The following is a 14559-nucleotide window of genomic DNA, read 5'->3' as shown; positions in this document are numbered from 1 at the left end:
GTAGGCAGGGCCCCTGACAGACGCGGGCGACGCCGCACTCACCTACGCTGAGCGGGTGGCGTCCTTCTGGTTCGACCTGCTCGTCCCCGGCCCACCCCCGCAGGTGTGGGAGAGGCTCTGGGACCTGGAGCGGCATACCCGCGCGATCCCGCTCACCACGGTGGGTGGTGGGCCGCTGCAGGACGGCGCGCGCTTCACCGCCCGGACCGGGCTGGGGCGGCTCGGCTTCGACGACGTCATGGTGGTGCGCGAGTGGGAGCCACCGCATCACGCCGTGATCGAGAAGGTCGGCCGGGTGCTCGGGGGCCGGATCGAGGTGACACTGCGCCCGGCGGGGGCGGACACCCGCCTGCGCTGGGAGCAGAACTACTCTGCGACGGCGGTGCCCGACCGCGTCGCTGCGCTCGCCTCGCCGGGGGTGCGCGCGGCATACCTGAGATCGGTGCGGCAGATCGCCCGACCGTGACCGCCCGCCCTCCTCGTAGGCTAGCGGGGTGCGTATCGCGACGTGGAACTGCAACAGCATCCGGACCCGCGTGGAGCGCGCGGTCGCCTTCCTCGAGCGGCATGACGTCGACGTGCTGGCACTGCAGGAGACCAAGTGCCGCGACGACCAGTTTCCGTTGCTGCCGTTCGAGCAGGCGGGGTATGAGGTCGCGCACGTCGGGCTGAACCAGTGGAACGGCGTCGCGGTCGTGAGTCGGGTGGGGCTGGCGGAAGTCGAGGTCGGCTTCCCCGGGCAGCCGTCGTGGACGACCGGCGACGGGGAGCCGGTGGTCGAGGCGCGGGCGCTGGGCGCGACGTGCGGCGGGGTGCGGGTGTGGAGTCTCTACGTCCCCAACGGTCGGGCGCTGGAGGACCCGCACCTGGACTACAAGCTGGAGTGGCTGTCGGCGCTGCGCGCTGCAGGCGCGGGGTGGCTGGCGGCCGAACCTGCCGCGCCCATCGCGCTCATGGGCGACTGGAACATCGCGCCGACCGACGACGACGTGTGGTCGACGTCGTTCTACGAAGGGCGCACGCACACGAGCCCGCAGGAACGCGCAGCCTTCGCCGGCGTGGTCGAGGCGGGGTATGCCGACGTGACGCGGGAGCACACGCCCGGCCCGGGGACGTTCACGTACTGGGACTACACGCAGCTCGCCTTCCCGAAGCGGCGGGGCATGCGGATCGACTTCTGCCTGGGGTCGCCCGCGCTGGCGGCGCGAGTGGACGGGGCCTTCATCGACCGGGAGGAGCGCAAGGGGAAGGGGGCGTCGGACCACGCCCCCGTGGTCGTCGACCTGACAGCCGCCTGAGGACACGGAGCGCAGCGCAGCGAGCACCGGCCCGGAGGGCGGCGCGGAAGGTCGACAGAGGATCGACGTCACGGCCGACCTCCATCTGGGACCAACGTCGGGATAGCACGACCCCCATCGGGATGTTTGCCGATGAAGGTCGTGCTATCCCGTGGTCAGTCGGTCAACGGCGGGCGCGGACCAGCGCTAGCGGCAGGGTGAGGCAAGAGAGCACGGCGGTGAGCGCCATACCGGGTCCGAATCCCGACCCCACCGCGACCCACCCGACGACGAGCGACCCGGTGCCGGTGCCGGCGTCGAAGCCGGCGTTCCAGATCGCGCTCGCGGTGCCGACCCGACGCGGGCCGGCGGCGGCGAAGGCCTGCAGCATGGTGAGATTCTGGAGCGCGCCGTAGCACAGGCCGACCAGCGCGCAGGCCAGCACCCAGGTCACCACCTGCGAGGCACTGACCTGGTCGCGCACCAGCCAGGCCAGGGCGACGAAGGCCACGACCGTCAGCAGGACGAAGGGCGCGACCAGCCGGTCGACACCGATCCGGTCGGTGATCTCACCGATCCGCCAACGCATGATCGCCGAGGTCAGCGCCAGCGCGAAGAGGCCGACCGCCGACAGCCACGGCTCGGCGACCAGCTGCGGCGCGAAGGTGATGACCGATCCCCCGGCGAAGGTCACGGCCAGCAGGATGAGGGTGGGGCGGAGCACGGCGAGATAGGTGCGTCGCGTCGCCGCAGCCTCCTCCACCTCCGGATGAGCTGCGTCGTGGGTCGAGCGCGCGGGGAGGTGCCGGGCCACGACGACGCAGGCCGGGATGCCGAGCAGCGGAATCGCGCCGACCACGAAGACCGGCCAGAACCCGAGCGCCCCCGCGACCCAGCCGCCCAGCGGCATGAAGGCGACGAGCGGCAGGGACAGGGCTGCGGAGTAGGCCCCGACCGCCGCTCCCCGGCGGCGCTCGTCGACGAGCAGCACGGCCGCGGCGTTCGCAGCGACGGTGAGGATGCCGAAGCCGACGCCGCGGAGGCCGGAGAGGATCAGCGTGGGAGTGAGCGCATCGGTCAGGCCGTGCAGGAGCGAGGGCACGCCGAGCAGGACCATGCCGGCCGACAGCACCCAGGCCCACCCTGCGCGGCCGATCGCCCACGGCACCGCGAACTGCGTGGCGACCGTCATCCCCAGCAGCACGAAGTTGACCATGCCGGCGCCACCGCTGTCGGCGCCGCCCGCGACGGCCCACAGCGGTGCGACCGGGAGGAGCGCGGCATACCCCGAGAAGCCGGTGAGCGCGACGACCGCGATCGCGGCCATGCCGGGCGCCGTCCACACGGAGGTATGCCGTGAGTCGGCTCCCCCCGGCGGCTCGGGCGGGTCCGCGGTCACGCCTGGGCAGCCTTGGCGGCGGCCTTCTTCTCCTTCTTGTAGGCGCGGACCTGCTGCAGCGAGTCGGCGCTCGTGACGTCGGCGATCGACATGTGGACGCCGTCCTTGCCGTAGTCGCCGGCAGCCTCGCGCCAGCCGTCGACGGTGAGGCCGCGCTGCTTGCCGAGCAGGGCGAGGAAGATCTTGGCCTTCTGGTCGCCGAAGCCGGGCAGCGCCTTGAGCCGCTTGAGGACCTCCTTGCCGTCCGGGTCGCCCTGGGACCAGATGGCGGCGGTGTCACCGTCGTAGTCCTGGACGACGGCGGCGGCGAGGTCGTGCACCCGCTGCCCCATCGACTTCGGGAAGCGGTGGACCGACGGTGGGGTGGCGCAGAGGGCGATGAACTCCTCCGGATCGGTCCCGGCGATCGCCGCGGGGTCGACCGACCCGAGGCGCTCGAGGATCTTGCGGGGGCCGTCGAAGGCGACCTCCATCGGGATCTGCTGGTCCAGCAGCATGCCGGTCAGCAGCGCGAAGGGGTGCTCGGTGAGGATGCGGTCGGCCTCGGCCTCGCCGACGAGGTGCAGGGTGTCGCTCATGGTCCCCAGGGTAGGGCGTGAGCGCGGGGCTACGGTGGCCGCATGGAGCCTGACGACCCGGTCGTGCGCGAGGCTGACCCGGAGGTGCAGGTGCGGGCCTTCATCGACCAGCACCGGCAGATGCTGCGCGCCTCGCTCGACGGTCTCACCGAGCAGGAGGCGCGGGCCGCGCTGGTGCCCTCGCTGACGACGTTGCTCGGGCTGGTGAAGCACGCGGCCTTCGTCGAGCGCGTGTGGTTCGGCGAGGCGGTGACCGGGAGCCCGCGGTCGGCGCTGGGGATCCCGGAGACGGTCGAAGAGTCGTTCGAGCTGACCAGTGAGGACACCATCGCGTCCGTCCTGGCCGAGCACGCCGCGGCCGTGGCGCGGTCACGAGCAGCCGTCGCGGGGATGAGCGGGGACGCCGTGCTGCCCGGGAACCGTCGTGGTCCGCTGCCGCTGCGGTGGGTGCACCTGCACGTCCTGCGCGAGCTGGCTCAACACTGCGGGCACGCGGACATCCTGCGCGAGCAGGTGCTGGCAGCTCGGGACTGACACCGGGCTCGGGCAGCCAGACGCGGTATACCCCGGCGGGATGTCTGCGCGGGCCGATGGTCCTGCCGGTGCTCGTCCCCACGCGACCTAGGCTTGGCGCCATGACTGTCGAAGCAGCCGCCGACGGATCCGCGCTCGGCAACCCCGGACCGGCCGGGTGGGGGTGGTACGTCGACGCGGACCGGTGGGCCAGCGGCGGCTGGGAGCGCGGCACCAACAACATGGGTGAGCTGACCGCGGTGCTCGACCTGCTGCAGCAGACCGAGGACCTGGAGGAGGATCTGCTCGTCTACTGCGACTCGCAGTACGCCATCAAGTCGATCACCCAGTGGATGCCGGGGTGGAAGCGCAAGGGTTGGCGCAAGGGGGACGGCAAGCCGGTGGCCAACGTCGAGATCATGAAGGCGCTCGACGCGGCGATGCGCCCCAACGTGCGCTTCCAGTGGGTCAAGGGGCACGCCGGCCACGGGCTCAACGAGGAGGCAGACCGCCTCGCCAACGCCGCGGCGCAGGCGTATGCCGCGGGCCGTGAGCCGGAGGCGGGTCCCGGTTTCGCCGGGGCGTCTCCTGGCGGGTCCGAGCACGCCTTCGAAGTCACCACCCGGCAGCCGGAGGCCGACCTCTTCTCGCTGTCCGAGGAAGTCAGCGACGAGGACCAGGTCGTCGCCCTGGAGCGCTCGCTGCTCAGCGACGAGCTGCGCGCCGACCCGGGCGGGGTCGCCGGGCTGCTGCACCCGTCGTGGCAGGAGGTCGGCCGGTCCGGGGGGCTGCGGACCCGTGAGCAGATGCTGGCCGAGATCGCGCCGCTGGCGAAGCCGGTCGAGCTCGAGGTCGTCGACACCCAGCGGCTGGGCGCCGATCTCGTCCTGGTGCTGTGGCGGGGCTCCGGCGACGGCGGGAGCACGCTGCGCAGTTCGCTGTGGCAGCGCACCGGCCAGCAGTGGCGTCAGCGCTTCCACCAGGCGACGCCCGAGGGCTGAGCCCGCGCGGTCACGTCGCGAGCGGCGTCGCGGCCGTCAGGTCGGGTGCCCGAGATTGCCCGCACCCCGAGGGCGAGCGCGACGACGGCGGCGAGGGCGGCGGCATACCCGGCACCCGTGAGGACCGTCTGCACCTGCACCACGGCAGCGTCGAGCAGGGCGTCGGTGTCGGTGGGGTCCGCTAGCGTCCCGACCTCGAGGTGGAACCGACGCAGGCCGAGGGAGGTGAGCAGCGCCAGACCCACGACCATCCCGACCATGCGCGCCACGACGACGAGCGAGCTGACGGTGCCGTGACCGTCCTCGCGGGCGTCGGCGAGCGCCGCGTCGTTGACCGGTGCGATCGCCAGACCGACACCGAGCCCGGCGCCGACCAGCGCCAAAGTGGTGCTGACGACCTCGTCCAGCGAGGCCCGTTCCCAGCGCGCCATCGCGAAGATCGAGACCGCCGCGACCGCCAGCCCCGGGGCGGCGACCAGCCCCGGGCCGACGCGGCGCAGCAGCCAGCCCCCGAGCAGCGCACCCACGGGCACGGCGACGAGGAAGCGCACCAGCACCAGCGCCGCATCGGTCTCGTCGGTGCCCTGGGTGAGCCGGGACAGCAGCGGGACGTCGACGACGATCGCGACGATCGCCGCGCCGACGAGGAGGCTGACGACCAGCGCGGGCCAGACCCGGCGGCGGATGACGCCCTCGGGGATCAGCGGGTTCGCGGCGAGCCGTTGCCGGAGCAGGAAGGCCACGGTCGAGGCGGCACCCAGCGGCAGCAGCCATACCCCCCAGGGGCCGAGCACCTCCTCCTCCGGGTTGGCCGTCGAGAAGGTCAGGACGAGCGACCCGAGGGCGATGGCCACGAGGGTGGCGCCGGGCAGGTCGGCGCGCAGCAGCAGCGGCAGCCAGCGAGACGCGGTGACGAGCACGAGGAGCAGCGTCGCCACGGCCGCGGCTGCACCGATCGGCGTCGCGACCCGGGAGGCCGACGCGGTGTCGAAGGGCACGAAGGGCACACCCAGATCGATCGAGGTGGTCAGGGTCTCGGGCGCCCACAGGGTCAGCGTCCAGAGCGCGGTCGCGAGCGCCGCCAGCAGGTATGCCGTCCCCCGCGCCAACCATCCGCGACGCCCGGTGGGTCCGTGGGCAACCATCCCCGACGCTCGGTGGGGCGTGAGGGAAGCACTCGCGACGCCCGGTGGGCGCGTGGGGGGCGAGGGCCGGATGACGGCGACGCCGACCAGGGCCAGCAGCCCGAGCGCCACGTTGAGCCAGAAGATCTCCCGCCACCCGGCGACGGCGAGGACGAGCGCGCCCAGCAGCGGACCGACGACCGAGCCCATCTCCTGCACCGCGCCGACGACGCCCAGCGGCATACCGCGCCGGCCGGGCGGCCAGAGGTCGGCCACCAGCGCCAGGGTCGCGGGCACCAGACCGCCCCCGCCGAGACCCTGGAGGAAGCGGCCCCCCACCATGACCGGCAGCTCGACCGCGGCCGCGGTCACGGCCGAGCCGATGACGAAGACCACCAGGCACCACAGCAGGATCCGGCGCCGGTCGACCAGGTCGGACACGCGGCCGATGAGCGGCAGGACGGCGATGTAGCCGAGCAGGAAGCCCGAGATGATCGGGGTCCCCCGCTGCAGCGACTCGATGCCGACCCCGACGCCGGCCATCATGTCCGTGAGCGCCAGGACGACGACGTAGGTGTCGGCCGCGGCGAGGGCCACCGCGAGCGCGGCGACCGTCAGCAGCGCCCGCGCCCCCCGCGCCGGACGACCAGCCGCAGCGCCCGCTGCGACCCCCTGATCCCCCGCCGGCACTAGGGCTCGGTGACCGTGACCGGCTCGCCGTACTGGTCGAGGGTCACGGTGTAGGTCGAGGTCGTCGGGGGGTAGAACGGACCGGTGATCTCGACGCTGCGGACCTGCCAGGACTCCTCCACCAGCCCGTAGGTGACGTCGAAGGAGGACTCGGCGTCCCCGGCGTAGAGCAGGTCGGTGACGATCTCGCCGGGCAGCGTGCCCACGACCTGCTGCACCACCTCGGCCCCGGCCCGGGAGCGCTCGCCGAACTGAGGGTCGTCGGTCTGGGTGAGCAGCGACACCAGACCGCGTTCCCGGTCGAAGAGCGTGGCCGGGTCGGGCACCCCCAGCTCCTCCGGGTCGGTGTTGACGTGCGCGGGGACGTAGGGCAGCTTCACGAAGAGCTGGCCGTCGAGCGCGACGGTCGGGATGTCGGCCTGGACCCCGGCCACGACCGCTGTGATCGTGCCGTCGAAGGCGGGCGGGTCCATCGTGCCGCTGCCGTCGGCGCTGATGATGTAGGAGCTCTCCTCCTCGGGCAGGTCGGCGCCGGCCATGGTCAGGTGGACCGAGCCGGCGTCGGTGAGGACCCCGTGCGCCTGCTCCAGCCGGTCCTGCGCCGTCGGGGGCGGCGCCGAGCTGGTCGCGCTCTCCTCGCCGTCGTCGTCGGAGCACCCCGCGAGCGCGACGAGGGCGGCGAGCCCCACCACCCCGAGCATCCTCGAGCCGCGGGTATGCCGTGCGCCGGGAGACCTCATACCTTCAGTATCACGCACCCGTCCCCGACAGACCGTACGGCCGGTCGAGCGGAGATCGAGAGGGGAGTCTCAGCCGAAGCGGCCGGAGATGTAGTCCTCGGTCGCCTGCTGGCTGGGGTTGTTGAAGATGTTCTGGGTGGAGTCGTACTCCACGAGCTCGCCCGGCTTGCCGGTGGCCTCGAGGTTGAAGAAGCCGGTCTTGTCCGAGACGCGCGCCGCCTGCTGCATGTTGTGCGTGACGATGACGACGGTGTACTTGTCCTTGAGCTCGTTGATGAGGTCCTCGATCGCGAGCGTCGAGATCGGGTCGAGCGCCGAGCACGGCTCGTCCATGAGGATGACCTCCGGCTGGATCGCGATGGCCCGCGCGATGCACAGGCGCTGCTGCTGGCCACCGGACAGCCCCGAGCCCGGCTTGTCCAGCCGGTCCTTGACCTCGTTCCACAGGTTGGCACCGCGCAGCGCCTTCTCGGTCAGCTCGTCGGCGGCCTTGCTGGAGATGCGCTTGCTGTTGAGCCGCACGCCCGCGAGGACGTTCTCCTTGATCGTCATGGTCGGGAAGGGGTTGGGCCGCTGGAAGACCATGCCGACCTGCCGACGCACGTCGACCGGGTCGACGCCGCGTCCGTAGAGGTTGGTCCCGTCGATGGCGACCTCGCCCTTGACGTAGGCGCCCGGGATGACCTCGTGCATTCGGTTGAGGGTGCGGAGCACGGTCGACTTGCCGCAGCCGGACGGGCCGATGAAGGCGGTCACGGATCGCGGCTCGATGGTCATCGACACCGTCTTCACGGCGTGGAAGTCGCCGTAGTAGATGTCGAGATCCTTGACGTCGATGCGCTTGGACATATCAGTGATTCTCTCTTCTCGGAACAGGGGGTATGCCGTCAGCGGCCGGTCTTGGGGGCGAAGAACTTCGCGATGGCGCGCGCGGCCAGGTTGAGCGCCACGACGATGAGCACCAGGAGCAGCGCCGCCGCCCACGCCCGCTCCCGGCTCGGCTCGATGAGCGCCGGGTCCAGCGGCTTGGTGAACATCCAGTAGGTGTAGACCGCCAGGCTGTTGATCGGCCCCTCGAACATGTTGGTGTTGAAGCTGCGCGCGAAGCCGATGGCCACCAGCAGCGGCGCCGTCTCACCGATGACGCGGGCGATGGCCAGGGTGATGCCCGAGGCCAGGCCCGACGCGGCTGTCGGCAGCACGACCTTGGCGATGGTGCGCCACTTCGGCACACCCAGGGCCAGCGAGGCCTCGCGCAGCTCGTTGGGGACGATCCGCAGCATCTCCTCGCTGTTGCGGACGACGGTCGGGATCATGAGCACCGACAGGGCGACCGCCCCGGCGATGCCCATCTTGGCGTCCCGGATGCCGACCACCTGCGTGAAGAGCGCGAAGGCGAAGAGGCCGGCGACGATGGACGGGATGCCGGTCATGACGTCGACGAGGAAGCGGATCCCCTTGGACAGGTGGTTGCTGCCGCCGTACTCCACCAGGTAGATCGCGGTGAACAGGCCGATCGGCACCGAGATGAGCGCCGCGGCGCCGGTGATGATGAGGGTGCCGACGATGGCGTGCCCGGCACCGCCGGCCAGCGTGCTCGTCTCCCCATTGGCGTAGGCCTGGTCGTCGGCCCCGGTGATCCCGACCATGTCCTGGGTCCAGAACCCCGGGCTGAAGGCCAGCGGCAGGCCCTGGCTGAACACGGTCCAGAGCATCGAGACGAGGGGCACGATGGCGCAGATGAAGGCGGCGTAGACCAGCCAGCGCATCACGACGTCGGTGGCCACACGGGACCCGCCGGTGGCGCGGTAGGTCGCCCACGACGTGGCGAGGAAGGCGAGGTAGGACACGACCAGCGCGAAGACCGGGTGCAGGTCGACGACGAACCAGAGCAGCAGCCAAAGCAGGACCGCCCCGGCGCCGATGAGCAGCAGCGGCCGCGAGCTCGTGGCCCGGACCGGTGAGGGGACGTAGCTCGGCTCGTCGTCCTGCCGGGGGGTCTGGGTGGTCTGGGTGGTGGTGCTCATCAGTTGGCTCCGGAGAACTCGGACCGACGCTCGACGATCCAGCGAGCGATCAGGTTGACGGCCAGGGTGAGGATGAAGAGGACGAGACCGGCGGCGATGAGCTCAGAGAGCCGCAGGCCTGCCGCCTCCGGGAAGTTCAGGGCGATCTCGGCCGGGATGGTGTTGTTGCCACCACCGATGAGGTTCCAGGTGAAGACGCCGGGCGAGAGGATGATGGCCACCGCCATCGTCTCGCCGAGAGCCCGCCCCAGGCCGAGCATCACCCCACCGATGACCCCCGGGCCGCCGAAGGGGATGACCGCGGTGCGGATCATCTCCCACTGGGTCGCCCCGAGGGCGAGCGCCGCCTCCTCGTGGAGCCGCGGCGTCTGCAGGAAGACCTCGCGGGAGACCGAGGTGATGATCGGCAGGATCATGACGGCCAGCACGATCGAGGCGGTCATGAGGGTGCGTCCGGTGGCCGAGCTGTCCTGGAAGAAGGGCAGGAACCCGAGGTTGGCCTCGAGCCACTCGAAGAGCGGCCGCAGCCGGGGGGCGAAGACGAACAGGCCCCACATGCCGAAGACGACCGAGGGCACCGCGGCCAGCAGGTCGATGACGAACCCGATGGCCTGGCCGATGCGGGGCGGCGCGTAGTGGGAGACGAACAGTGCGATGCCCACCGCGATCGGGGTGGCGATGAGCAGCGCGACGACCGAGGAGACGATCGTGCCCAGCAGCATGGGCCAGACGTAGCTCCAGAACCCGTTGCCCCCGCTGATCTCCTCCGCGGGCGCGGTGAGGGCCGGCATACCCTGCCACACCAGGAAGATCGCCACCAGGGCGAGGATCAGGAGGATGAGGACGCCGGAGAAGAGGGACGCGCCACTGAAGACGACGTCTCCGGCGCGCCGCTTCGCCTTGCCGTTCGCGGCCGGCGGCTCGGCCGTGGCGACGCCGCCGTCCGGTCCCGGATCAGGCTGCGCTGTGCTCATCGTGTACCTCTCGTCTGCGGTCGTCGGGCCGTGTCACGCACATGACGGCGGACGTCCCCGGGGGCGACGTCCGCCGTCATGGCGTCAACTCGATGTCGGACGGGCTCAGCCGCCCTGGATCATGTCGATCGAGGACATGATCTGCTCCCGGGTGTTCTCACCGATCGGGGCCGAGCCGGCCGCGTCGGACGCCGCCTGCTGGCCCTCCTCGGAGGCCACGTAGGACAGGAACGCCTTGACGTTGTTGGCGCGGTCGGCGTCGTCGTACTCCTTGCAGGCGATGTGGTAGCTCACCAGCACGATGGGGTAGGCGCCCGACTCGGTGGTGTCCCGCGCGAGGTCCAGGGCGAGGTCGCCCTCGACGCCCGTGTCCGCCGACCCGGAGGTCTCGACGACCTTGGCCGCCGCCTCCGGCGAGAAGGGCACAAACTCCTCCCCGACCCCGATGGACGCGGACTGACCGGTCACGGCCGAGGCGTCGGCATACCCGATGGTGCCCTCGGTGGAGTTGATGACCTGCATGACCCCGGTGGTCTGCGCTGCGGCCTCGCCGCCCTCGATCGGCCACGCGTCGGAGGCCTCGTGCGGCCACGCGTCCGGGGCCGCGGCGGTGAGGTACTCCATGAAGTTCTCGGTGGTGCCGGACTCGTCGGAACGGTGGACCACCGTGATCTCCTGCTCGGGCAGGTCGGCGTCAGGGTTGTCGGCGGCGATGGCCTCGTCGTTCCACATGGTGATGTCGCCGTTCATGATCCCGGCGAGCACCTCCGGCGCGAGGTTGAGCTCGTCGACGCCGGGCAGGTTGTAGGGGACGGCGACCGGGGAGATGTACATCGGGAAGTTGATCGCCTCGCCGCTGGCACAGGCGTCCCCGACCATGCCCCGCTCCTCCTCGTCCAGGTAGGCGTCCGAGCCCGCGAAGTCGGTGGCTCCGGCCAGGAACTGCTCGCGACCCGCCCCCGAGCCGACGGCGTCGTACTGCACCTCGACCTCGGGCTCGACCTCGAGGTAACCGGCGATCCATGCGGTCATGGCCGACTCCTGGGAGGAGGCGCCGGCGCCGACCAGGCGACCGGAAAGGGCGTCGCCGCCCTCGGAACCGCTCTCGGCGCCGCCGGCGTCCGAGCTGCTGTCGTCGTCGCCGCCGCAGGCGGCGAGCGCGAAGGACGCCGCCATGGCGATGGCGACCGTGCGGGTCAAGCGGTGCTGCTTCACGGGGAACCTCTCTCAACGTCTGTCAGGGTCGCACCCCCGGCCGGTGACACCGGCGCGTCCAGGGCGCGCTGGCGGCGTCGCCAACGCTTCCGAAAAGTAGGAGCCGCACGTGACGCGTTCTACGGCGTTGGATGAACGAGCGGTAAACGAGGGACGAAAGTCCGGCACGCTCAAGGTTCGGCGACGGTATGCCGTCGCGCCCCTGCTCAGCGCAGGACCAGGCCATCTCCCTCGCCGTCGACGTCGACCACCACGGTGGAGCCGTCGCGGACCTCGCCCGCGAGCAACGCCCGGGCCAGCCGGTCGCCGATCTGGGTCTGCACCAGGCGGCGCAGCGGCCGGGCCCCGTAGGCGGGGTCGAAGCCACGCTCGGCCAGCCACCGGGAGGCCGCGTCGGTCACCTCGAGGGAGATCCGGCGACCCTCCAGCCGGCGGCTCAGCTCGGCCACCTGGAGCCCGACGATGGTGGCCAGCTCGTCCTGGCTCAGCGGGTCGAAGATGACGACCTCGTCGAGCCGGTTGAGGAACTCGGGCTTGAAGTTGGCCCGGACGGCCGCCATGACCTGCTCCCGCTTGGCCTGCTCGTCGGTGGTTGGGTCGATGAGGTACTGGCTGCCCAGGTTGGACGTCATGACGAGGATGACGTTGCGGAAGTCGACCGTGCGGCCCTGCCCGTCCGTGAGCCGGCCGTCGTCGAGCACCTGGAGCAGGATGTCGAAGGTCTCGGGGTGTGCCTTCTCGACCTCGTCGAGCAGCACGACGCTGTAGGGGCGCCGCCGGACCGCCTCGGTGAGCTGGCCACCCTCGTCATACCCGACGTAGCCGGGGGGCGCGCCGATGAGGCGCGCGACCGCGTGCCGCTCGGCATACTCCGACATGTCGATGCGGACCATCGCGCGCTCGTCGTCGAAGAGGAAGTCGGCGAGCGACTTGGCGAGCTCGGTCTTGCCGACACCGGTGGGGCCGAGGAAGAGGAAGGAGCCGGTCGGCCGGTCCGGGTCGGAGATGCCGGCGCGGGCGCGGCGGACCGCGTCGCTCACGGTGCGCACGGCGCGCCGCTGCCCGATGAGCCGCTGCCCGATGACGTCCTCCATCCGCAGCAGCTTCTCGGTCTCGCCCTCGAGCAGCCGCCCGGCGGGGATGCCGGTCCAGGCCGAGATGACGTCGGCGATGTCGTCGGGACCGACCTCGTCCTTGACCATCGGCGCACTCTCGGTGTCGGTGCTCAGCGCGGACTCCTCCTCCTGCGCAGCCACCAGCTCGGTCTCGGCCGCGGGGATCTCGCCGTAGAGCAGCCGGGACGCGCCCTCGTAGTCACCCTGCCGCTGCAGCCGCTCGGCCTGGGTGCGCAGGTCGTCGAGCCGTGCCTTGAGCTCGCCGACCCGGTTGAGCCCGGTCTTCTCGGCCTCCCAGCGGGCGGTCAGGGCGGCCAGCTCCTCGCGGCGGTCGGCGAGGTCGGCGCGCAGCTTGGCCAGCCGGGCCTGCGAGGCCTCGTCGTCCTCGCGGGCGAGGTGCATCTCCTCCATCGTCAGCCGGTCGACCTGGCGCTGGAGCTGGTCGATCTCGACCGGCGAGGAGTCGATCTCCATCCGTAGCCGGCTGGCGGCCTCGTCGACGAGGTCGATCGCCTTGTCCGGCAGCTGGCGCCCGCTGATGTAGCGGTCCGACAGATCCGCCGCGGCGACCAGCGCGGAGTCCTCGATCGCGACCTTGTGGTGCGCTTCATACCGCTCCTTGAGGCCGCGCAGGATGGCGACGGTGTCCTCGACGCTCGGCTCGCCGACGAAGACCTGCTGGAAGCGGCGCTCCAGGGCCGGGTCCTTCTCGATGTTCTCGCGGTACTCGTCCAGCGTGGTCGCGCCGACCATGCGCAGCTCCCCGCGGGCGAGGAGCGGCTTGAGCATGTTGCCGGCATCCATGGAGGAGTCGCCGCTCGCACCCGCCCCGACGACGGTATGCAGCTCGTCGATGAAGGTGATGACCTGACCGTCGCTGCCGGTGATCTCGGCGAGCACAGCCTTGAGCCGCTCCTCGAACTCGCCGCGGTACTTCGCGCCCGCGACCATCGCGCCGAGGTCGAGGGCGATGAGGGTCTTGTCGCGCAGCGACTCGGGCACGTCGCCGGCGACGATGCGCTGGGCCAGGCCCTCGACGACGGCGGTCTTGCCGACGCCGGGGTCTCCGATGAGCACCGGGTTGTTCTTGGTGCGTCGGGAGAGCACCTGGACCACGCGGCGGATCTCGCCGTCCCGACCGATGACCGGGTCGAGCTTGCCGTCGCGGGCCAGTGCGGTGAGGTCGGTGCCGTACTTCCCCAGCGCGTCGAAGGTGGACTCGGGGTCGGCGGAGTCGACCTTCTTCCCACCGCGGAGGGCGGGGATCCGCTCCTCCAGGGCCGCGGCGTCCAGACCCGGGACGGCACCGGCCCGGGCGAGCGCGAGGAGCAGGTGGTCGGTGGAGACGAAGGAGTCGCCCATGGCGACCATCGCCTCCTGGGCGTCCTTGACCACGCCGTGCATGGCGCGGGACAGACCGGGGTTGCCCATGCTGGCGCCACTGGCGCGGGGCAGCGTCGACAGCACCTGGTCGGCCGCCTGCTTCGCCACCTGCGGCGAGCTGCCGGCCGCCTCCAGCAGGGGCGCGGTCGTGGTGTCCCCTTGATGGGCCAGCGCTGCGAGCAGGTGCGCCGGCTCGACCTGAGCGTGCCCCGCCGCGGCGGCGTCCCGGACGGCGGTGGACAGGGCCTCCTGGGCCTTGGTGGTGAGGTTGAGATCCATGGGTATGCGGTGCTCCTCCCGGCCTCCCTCGAGGCCGCTTCCGTGTCGGTAAAAGTATCTGTCTGAGCAACCCGGGCAAAGTTGAGTCTATTCCACTCAACTCTGGTTCCCTCGACGCCTGTCGCCGGAGAAACGACGACGGTCCGCGCATATCGTGCGGGCGGTCACGGCATACCGCGCGGGCGGTCAAGGCATATCGCGCGGTCGGTCACGGCATATCGCGCGGTCGGTCACGGCATATCGT

General features: G+C 71.5%; 13 protein-coding genes. 4 read left to right on the top strand and 9 right to left on the bottom strand.

The features are described 5' to 3' along the window. Nucleotides 1–55 precede the first annotated feature (55 nt). A complete protein-coding gene (locus AC5PYY_RS06320) occupies nucleotides 56–466 on the top strand; it encodes a hypothetical protein (RefSeq protein ID WP_493898935.1) in 411 nt (136 codons plus the stop codon). A 28-nt stretch (nucleotides 467–494) separates the two neighbouring features. Beyond that, complete coding sequence (locus AC5PYY_RS06315; RefSeq protein ID WP_493898934.1) at nucleotides 495–1298, top strand: exodeoxyribonuclease III; 804 nt, start codon at nucleotides 495–497, stop codon at nucleotides 1296–1298. Between the two features lie 163 nt (nucleotides 1299–1461). Here AC5PYY_RS06315 and AC5PYY_RS06310 read toward each other — a convergent pair whose 3' ends face one another. Both AC5PYY_RS06310 and AC5PYY_RS06305 read right to left on the bottom strand, forming a co-directional pair. Beyond that, nucleotides 1462–2676, bottom strand: a complete 1215-nt coding sequence (locus tag AC5PYY_RS06310) for an MFS transporter (RefSeq protein WP_493898933.1) — start codon at nucleotides 2674–2676, stop codon at nucleotides 1462–1464. After that, nucleotides 2673–3254 carry an HhH-GPD-type base excision DNA repair protein gene (locus AC5PYY_RS06305; protein ID WP_493898932.1) on the bottom strand — a complete coding sequence of 194 codons (582 nt, stop codon included), beginning with the start codon at nucleotides 3252–3254 and terminating at the stop codon, nucleotides 2673–2675. The genes AC5PYY_RS06310 and AC5PYY_RS06305 overlap by 4 nt, the downstream gene beginning before the upstream one ends. A gap of 42 nt (nucleotides 3255–3296) precedes the next feature. On the opposite strand from AC5PYY_RS06305, the gene AC5PYY_RS06300 reads away from it, so the two are divergent. Beyond that, entirely contained in the window at nucleotides 3297–3788 is a 492-nt protein-coding gene (locus tag AC5PYY_RS06300) for a DinB family protein (protein WP_075812073.1), read from the top strand. 101 nt (nucleotides 3789–3889) lie between these two features. Further along, a complete protein-coding gene (locus AC5PYY_RS06295) occupies nucleotides 3890–4768 on the top strand; it encodes an RNase H family protein (protein ID WP_493898931.1) in 879 nt (292 codons plus the stop codon). On the opposite strand, the gene AC5PYY_RS06290 is transcribed toward AC5PYY_RS06295, so the two are convergent. The 7 genes from AC5PYY_RS06290 to clpB form a co-directional block, all read right to left on the bottom strand. Beyond that, a complete protein-coding gene (locus AC5PYY_RS06290; RefSeq protein ID WP_493898930.1) occupies nucleotides 4735–6582 on the bottom strand; it encodes an MFS transporter in 1848 nt (615 codons plus the stop codon). The genes AC5PYY_RS06295 and AC5PYY_RS06290 overlap by 34 nt on opposite strands. Beyond that, nucleotides 6582–7322 (bottom strand): LppX_LprAFG lipoprotein, encoded by a 741-nt coding sequence (locus AC5PYY_RS06285; RefSeq protein WP_493898929.1) that lies wholly within the window; start codon nucleotides 7320–7322, stop codon nucleotides 6582–6584. Before AC5PYY_RS06285 ends, AC5PYY_RS06290 begins: the two co-directional genes overlap by 1 nt. 69 nt (nucleotides 7323–7391) lie before the next feature. Further along, on the bottom strand, nucleotides 7392–8171 hold the full coding sequence (gene pstB, locus AC5PYY_RS06280) for a phosphate ABC transporter ATP-binding protein PstB (RefSeq protein WP_493898928.1): 780 nt from the start codon (nucleotides 8169–8171) through the stop codon (nucleotides 7392–7394). 38 nt (nucleotides 8172–8209) lie between these two features. Next, complete coding sequence (pstA, locus tag AC5PYY_RS06275) at nucleotides 8210–9349, bottom strand: phosphate ABC transporter permease PstA (RefSeq protein ID WP_493898927.1); 1140 nt, start codon at nucleotides 9347–9349, stop codon at nucleotides 8210–8212. Next, the gene (pstC, locus tag AC5PYY_RS06270) at nucleotides 9349–10323 is read right to left on the bottom strand and encodes a phosphate ABC transporter permease subunit PstC (RefSeq protein ID WP_493898926.1); all 975 of its coding nucleotides are present in this window, start codon (nucleotides 10321–10323) and stop codon (nucleotides 9349–9351) included. Before pstC ends, pstA begins: the two co-directional genes overlap by 1 nt. 105 nt (nucleotides 10324–10428) lie before the next feature. Next, nucleotides 10429–11538 carry a phosphate ABC transporter substrate-binding protein PstS gene (pstS, locus tag AC5PYY_RS06265; protein WP_493898925.1) on the bottom strand — a complete coding sequence of 370 codons (1110 nt, stop codon included), beginning with the start codon at nucleotides 11536–11538 and terminating at the stop codon, nucleotides 10429–10431. Between the two features lie 206 nt (nucleotides 11539–11744). Further along, the gene (clpB, locus tag AC5PYY_RS06260) at nucleotides 11745–14315 is read right to left on the bottom strand and encodes an ATP-dependent chaperone ClpB (protein WP_493898924.1); all 2571 of its coding nucleotides are present in this window, start codon (nucleotides 14313–14315) and stop codon (nucleotides 11745–11747) included. Nucleotides 14316–14559 lie beyond the last annotated feature (244 nt).

This window comes from Serinicoccus sp. JS2-9 (genome assembly GCF_059025165.1).
Note: the sequence above shows the minus strand (reverse complement) of the source record. Positions and strands in the feature narration are given on the sequence as shown.

Bases quoted from the DNA above. Each gene is read 5' to 3' on its own strand.
- AC5PYY_RS06285 (WP_493898929.1), bottom strand. From the start codon at position 7,322: ATGAGGTCTCCCGGCGCACGGCATACCCGCGGCTCGAGGATGCTCGGG.
- AC5PYY_RS06295 (WP_493898931.1), top strand. From the start codon at position 3,890: ATGACTGTCGAAGCAGCCGCCGACGGATCCGCGCTCGGCAACCCCGGA.
- clpB (WP_493898924.1), bottom strand. From the start codon at position 14,315: ATGGATCTCAACCTCACCACCAAGGCCCAGGAGGCCCTGTCCACCGCC.
- AC5PYY_RS06305 (WP_493898932.1), bottom strand. From the start codon at position 3,254: ATGAGCGACACCCTGCACCTCGTCGGCGAGGCCGAGGCCGACCGCATC.
- AC5PYY_RS06300 (WP_075812073.1), top strand. From the start codon at position 3,297: ATGGAGCCTGACGACCCGGTCGTGCGCGAGGCTGACCCGGAGGTGCAG.
- pstB (WP_493898928.1), bottom strand. From the start codon at position 8,171: ATGTCCAAGCGCATCGACGTCAAGGATCTCGACATCTACTACGGCGAC.
- pstC (WP_493898926.1), bottom strand. From the start codon at position 10,323: ATGAGCACAGCGCAGCCTGATCCGGGACCGGACGGCGGCGTCGCCACG.
- pstA (WP_493898927.1), bottom strand. From the start codon at position 9,349: ATGAGCACCACCACCCAGACCACCCAGACCCCCCGGCAGGACGACGAG.